The sequence below is a fragment of the Corallococcus sp. CA049B genome (genome assembly GCF_003611685.1).
In the GTDB taxonomy this organism is placed as follows: domain Bacteria; phylum Myxococcota; class Myxococcia; order Myxococcales; family Myxococcaceae; genus Corallococcus; species Corallococcus coralloides.
In genome coordinates this window covers 1-5,469 of record NZ_RAWC01000348.1, presented here as the reverse complement: position 1 = coordinate 5,469, position 5,469 = coordinate 1, and the positions used below count along the sequence as shown (strand labels likewise).

Genomic DNA, 5,469 nt, shown 5'->3' with positions numbered 1-5,469 from the left:
GCAACGTGCTCGACGCTCTCACTGCGTCCCTTGAAGCCCATCTCCACGGCACTCCCGCACCATCGCTGCTGCCCGGAACCTGAATCCATCTCACGCTCGCGGTCGCCAAGCCCCCTGAACGCTTACCGGTGAGGAAGCCGTCTCCCTTCTCCGGGCAACGGACCTGGGCCCCTGGATTCTCCGCGAGGATCTTCCCGGCCTGAATCCAGGCCTTGCTCGTCTCTGAGATCATCGTGGCCTTGTCACTCTTTGCGAAGGCTTGACCAATCCAGCTGGATTGAATCGCCCAGGCGCAACACCAGCCGGGCATCGCTTCCTTTATACGAAAAGCGGCATGTCATTGTCTGGCCCGCGACTGTCATTGACTCCGCTCCTTCATGGGAGACGGTGATCAGCGGCGAGTCCATGACCTGGAGGGCCGTTTGTACCGATCGCTCGAAGAGATTGAATGAGAGCCGCAATCTGACGCCACGGCGGTCCGTGACCTCGTAGCACCAGTAGCCATCCTCGACGGACCGTTCAACCGGGTCCGCGCAGAAGAACTCCAAGAGCTCAAGCTCGTCAGGAATCGAAAACACGCCGCTCAGGCCCTCACTCATCCACGCCGCCCTTCTGGGCGCCGCTGGAGAGGTCGACCTCGAACGTCTGCATCATCTCCGTCCGCATGTCCCAGTACTCACCGATGATGGAGCGCTCCGTCACCTGGATGATCTTCAAGCCATCCCATGACAGCCGCTTCGTCCGCCACCGCAGGCCTTCCGCGCCGTAGGCCACCATTTCGGTGAAGTCCGCGAACACCACGACTCCAGCTGAAGGCACGGCGCGGACGTCCGTCACGGGCATTACCTGGACTGCTTCCCAGGCACTGGGGTCGCGCGCCGTGACGAGGTAGCCCGCGCCTCGCGACACGACACAGAGCTTCTCTGGGTCCGGCATGGCGAGGACACCGCTGACTCCGTTTCCCAGCTTCCCGCGCGCGAACATCCCCAGCCAGGGTGCACCCTCTGCTGGCGTGACACGTACCAGCAGACCATCCTGTCCTGCGGCTGTGTTTCCGGGGAAGAAATGCCGCGGAGAGTTCTGCGCGCCGGGGCCTTCATCCAAAACATCCCACGTACAGGCGCCATGAAAGCCAGGGTCTGTCGATTCACTCATGGCTCATCCTCAAGGTGAACGGCCTACTCCACCAGGGCGAACTCCACCCGACCCAGTTGCTCATCCGTGGAGACGACCTTCACGTTGATGGGCATGCCCACGGTGAAGGTCCGCGTCTTGCCCACCATGGACAGCTCCCGCGTGTCCGGACGGTAGGGACCGCCCGCGAGTCCTTCCGCCGGCACCATGCCCTCCACCCACATGCCATCCAGCTGCGCGACGAGGCCGAAGGGCTTCACGCGCACGATGCGCGCGGGGAACTGCTGTCCGATGCGCGTGGACATGAAGCGCGCCTCCAGCTCGTGGTGGCGGTCCCCCTCCGCGCGGTTGGCGGAGCGGGCTCGCACGTTGATGTGCTGGGAGAGCTTTTCAATCTCCGGGTCCTCGTGCACGAAGTCGCGCCGGCCGTGGAGGTACGCCTTGATGAGCCGATGCACGGCGAGGTCCGCGTACCGGCGGATGGGCGACGTGAAGTGCAGGTACAGCGGCGCCGCCAGTCCGAAGTGCGGGCCGGGCTTCACCGTGTAGCGGGACGGACCCAGCGAACGGCGCAGCACGGAGCGCAGCGCGGGCTCCGCCTTCGCTCCGGAGATCTGCCGGTCGAACGCGGCCAGGGCCAGCGGGGTGATCTGCGTGCCAAAGCCCGCCGCGAACCCCGAGTGCAACGCGAACGCGTTCACGTCCGCCACGCGCTGCGGATCCGGCTGCTCATGCACGCGATACACGGTGGGCACGCCACGGGTCATCAGCCAGGTGGCGATGGCCTCATTGGCCGCGACCATGAAGCGCTCAATCATGTTGTGCGCGGAGGTGTCCTTCTCCCCGGCCAGCCCGGACACGGCGCCGGTGGCTGTGTCGAAGGTGAAGCGCGCCTCGTCGCGGGACATGGTCATGCCGCCTCGGGCCGCGCGCGACACCGCGAGCCGCGCGGATGCCAGACGGAACCAGGGCATGGCCTCACGCACGGGCCCCATGGCGGGAGAGATGGAGTTGTCGTCGAGGAAGGCCGCGACCTCGTCGTAGTTCAGCCGCGCCCAGGAGCGGATGAGGCTTTCATAGACATCCGCGGAGGTGACGCGGCCGTCGGGGTCGATGCGCAATTCGACGGTGAGACAGTGGCGCTCCTCATTGGGCACCAGGCTGAGCCAGTGCGCGGACAGCTCCTCCGGGAGCATGGGGAGCACGCGGCCGGCCAGGTACACGCTGGTGGCGCGGGCGCGGGCCTCCAGGTCCAGGGGGGTGTTCTCCTTCACGGACTCGCTCACGTCCGCGATGGACACGAGCAGGCGCACGGCGCCGTCAGGGCCCGCGGGCAGCACGGAGATGGCGTCGTCGATGTCGCGGGTGGACGGCGCGTCCACGGTGACGGTGGGGATGGAGCGCAGGTCGCGCCGGGCGCCGCCCAGGGCGTGGGGGGTCTCCTTCGCGCGGAGGGCTTCCTGGACGACCTCCGCGGGGAAGTCCCGGTGGAGGCCGTGACGGGCGATGACCCGCTCCAGGGAGCGGTCCGCTCCGGGCTCCAGGCGGTAGAGGAGGACGACCTTGCCGTCCGCGATACGGGCGACGACGGCGTCGTTGTGCTGGACGGGGGTGGTGCCCGGGTCCAGGGGCCAGTCGGTGTTGGAGACCTCCTTGTCGATGCGCAGGAAGAAGGCGCCCTTGCGCGACACGACCTCGCCGTAGACGACGGTGCGGGTGCGCTCCACGAGCGACAGGCCGGACGCGGTCCACCGGCCCTCGCCGGACGCGGTCACGGTGGCGGAGACGACGTCACCCGCGAAGAGGGGGTTCAGGTCCGGAGGAGGAATGAAGGCGGACAGCACCTCCGGGGTGCCGGGCTTCTGCACGGTGAGGAAGCCGAAGCCACGGGGATGCACGTCGACGCGGCCGGTGACGGTGCGCGGGGAAGCGGAGGTGTCCATGTCGGTGCCGTCGTAGCCCACGTCACGGGTCAGCGGGGAGATGTCGGACCGTTCGCGCGCCTCCGGCCTGGAAACCCCGTCCTCACCCGGACGGAGGCGCATCCCCATAACCCCTGGCATCCGGCCAGAAACGGGGTCCCGGGCCTTTCCTGCCGGTGCCTGCCCCGGTGTAGAGTCGGACCCCTTCAATGGCTGGGACGACGCTGACGCTCACCCCGGACGGGTTCCGTGGCCGGGTGCTGGGCAAGTACGAGGTGCTCTGCCGCCTGTCGACAGGCGGGATGGCGGAGATTTTCCTCGCGGCCCAGAAGGGCGCGGCCGGCTTCCGCAAGATGGTCGTGCTGAAGCAGATCCTCCCCGACATCCGCGGCGAGGAGGAGTTCGTCCGGATGTTCCTGGACGAGGCCAAGGTCACGGCCGCGTTCAACCACCCGCACATCGCCCACGTGTACGACCTGGACGTGGCGGACGGCGAGCTGTTCCTCGCCATGGAGTTCGTCCCGGGCGCCACGCTGGTGGAGGTGGCCCGCGCGTGCCGCACCGCCCATGAGCCCATCCCCATGGGCCTGAGCCTGATGGCCGTGCGCGACACGGCCGTGGCGCTCAACTACGCGCACAGCTTCACCGACCCGCTGGGCCGGCCCTCGCCCGTCGTCCACCGCGACGTCGCCGAGAAGAACATCATGGTGACGTACGAGGGCGTCACCAAGCTGCTCGACTTCGGCATCGCCAAGAGCCTGGCGCGCGCGGGCCGCACCGCCGTGGGCATGGTGAAGGGCACCAGCGGCTACATGTCCCCGGAACAGATCATGGGCGACCCGCTGGACGCCCGCAGCGACCTGTTCAGCCTGGGCGTGGTGCTGCACGAGTGCCTCACCGGCATGCGCCTCTTCTACGCGAAGAGCGCCGAAGCCATGATGAACGCCGTGCTGAGCGGCGACGTGCCTCCGCCCTCGCGCGTGAACAAGGAAGTGCCGCCGGAGCTGGACGCCATCGTCCTCAAGGCGCTCGCGAAGCGGCGCGAGGACCGCTACGGCACCACGCTGGAGTTCGCCCGCGCCATCGAGCGCGCCGTGGGCCAGCGCATCTGGCACCCCGAACAGAGCAGCGAATTGATGCTGCGGCTGTTCGCCGAGCGCCGCGACCAGACCCGCCTGCTGCTCATGAGCGGGCAGTCGTCCGGGGACGGCACCTCCAGCGAGACGCAGGTGGCGCAGGTGCTCGCCCGGGGTGGGGACGTCCCGGAGCCGGCCACGCTTCCGCCCGCGAGCGCGCCGCCGCCTCGCGCGCCCGCGGCGCCTGCCAAGGCTCCCGCTCCGGCGAAGGCTCCGCCGGCTCCTGCTGGGCGCCGCAACACGACGGAGGAGCTGGCGGTCCGCAAGCCCGCGGCGCAGCCGTCCTCCCGCCGGGTGTCGCCTCCCACGGAGACGCTCCGGCCGCCTCCGCCCACGAATGAGCTGTCCGCGCAGCCCGATGATTCCGAACCGGGCGTGCGCACCCAGCCGGCCCTGCCTCCGGTGATGCTGGATTCGTCGCTGCGCATCACGGCGCCCGTGACGGCGTCCCCCGGCTATGCCGAAGGGGAGACCATCCTCACGCCGCTGTCGCGCATGGGCGCGCAGCCTGCCGAGGACCCGAAGGCGCGGCATGCGAAGGAGCCGCCGTCATTCGTGCCGCCGCCCGACGAGCCTCGGGCCCGAGGGGGACGGGAGTCCGAGGAAGGCCGAGCCCGGTCCGCCCGGGAGGGAGCCTCGGACGATGCACGGCAGCGCTCCGCGCGGGACTCCGCCAATGGCTCCGAGGATCCGCGTTCGCGCGGTGGCCGTGATGCGGCCCATGGATCCGCCGAGGACGCGCGGCCCCGTCCGCCGCGTGAAGCCTTCAACGCGCCTCCCGAGGAGGCTCGGCCCAAACCGCCGCGTGAGGCCTTCAGTGCGTCCGGTGAGGATTCCCGTCCCCGTCCTCTTCGCGATGCCGCCAATGGATCCACCGAGGATGCGCGTGCCCGTTCTGGCCGCGATGCCGCGAATGGATCCACCGACGACGCGCGTGCCCGTCCTCTTCGCGATGCCGCGAACAGCTCCTCCGACGCTGCGCGTGCCCGGTCGGGCCGCGATGCCTCGAACAACGGCGCGGAAGACTCGCGTCCCCGCCCTCCTCGCGACGCCTCGAACACCAGCGCCGAGGACTCCCGTCCCCGGCCTTCACGGTCCGCCACGCAGGACAGCCTCCGCGTCACCCAGCCCCACACCGCGCCGCAGGCCCTGCTGAACGACGGCGAGACGGCCATCTCCCGCGTGCCGTCCCTGCCTCCCGAAGAGGCCCCCGAGAAGACGCCCGCGGTCCGCCGCTCGCCGTCCTCCCGCAGGCAGTCCTCGCCTCCCGCCCGCTC

At 69.5% G+C, this 5,469-nt stretch carries 4 protein-coding genes; 1 reads left to right on the top strand and 3 read right to left on the bottom strand.

The window, feature by feature from the left end; translation table 11 throughout:
- Positions 1 to 242: 242 nt before the first annotated feature.
- From D7W82_RS38080 to D7W82_RS38070, 3 genes are all read right to left on the bottom strand, one after another.
- Positions 243 to 599, bottom strand: a complete 357-nt coding sequence (locus tag D7W82_RS38080; RefSeq protein ID WP_120622952.1) for a hypothetical protein — start codon at positions 597 to 599, stop codon at positions 243 to 245.
- Positions 592 to 936, bottom strand: a complete 345-nt coding sequence (locus D7W82_RS40305) for a hypothetical protein (protein ID WP_147439756.1) — start codon at positions 934 to 936, stop codon at positions 592 to 594. Before D7W82_RS40305 ends, D7W82_RS38080 begins: the two co-directional genes overlap by 8 nt.
- Before the next feature lie 242 nt (positions 937 to 1,178).
- Positions 1,179 to 3,077, bottom strand: a complete 1,899-nt coding sequence (locus D7W82_RS38070; RefSeq protein WP_120622953.1) for a ribonuclease R family protein — start codon at positions 3,075 to 3,077, stop codon at positions 1,179 to 1,181.
- Between the two features lie 188 nt (positions 3,078 to 3,265).
- On the opposite strand from D7W82_RS38070, the gene D7W82_RS42040 reads away from it, so the two are divergent.
- Positions 3,266 to 5,469, top strand: a 2,204-nt coding sequence (locus D7W82_RS42040) for a serine/threonine protein kinase (RefSeq protein WP_233588187.1), incomplete at its 3' end; no start/stop codon positions are given.

Bases quoted from the DNA above. Each gene is read 5' to 3' on its own strand.
- D7W82_RS40305 (WP_147439756.1), bottom strand. From the start codon at position 936: ATGCCGGACCCAGAGAAGCTCTGTGTCGTGTCGCGAGGCGCGGGCTAC.
- D7W82_RS38080 (WP_120622952.1), bottom strand. From the start codon at position 599: ATGAGTGAGGGCCTGAGCGGCGTGTTTTCGATTCCTGACGAGCTTGAG.
- D7W82_RS38070 (WP_120622953.1), bottom strand. From the start codon at position 3,077: ATGGACACCTCCGCTTCCCCGCGCACCGTCACCGGCCGCGTCGACGTG.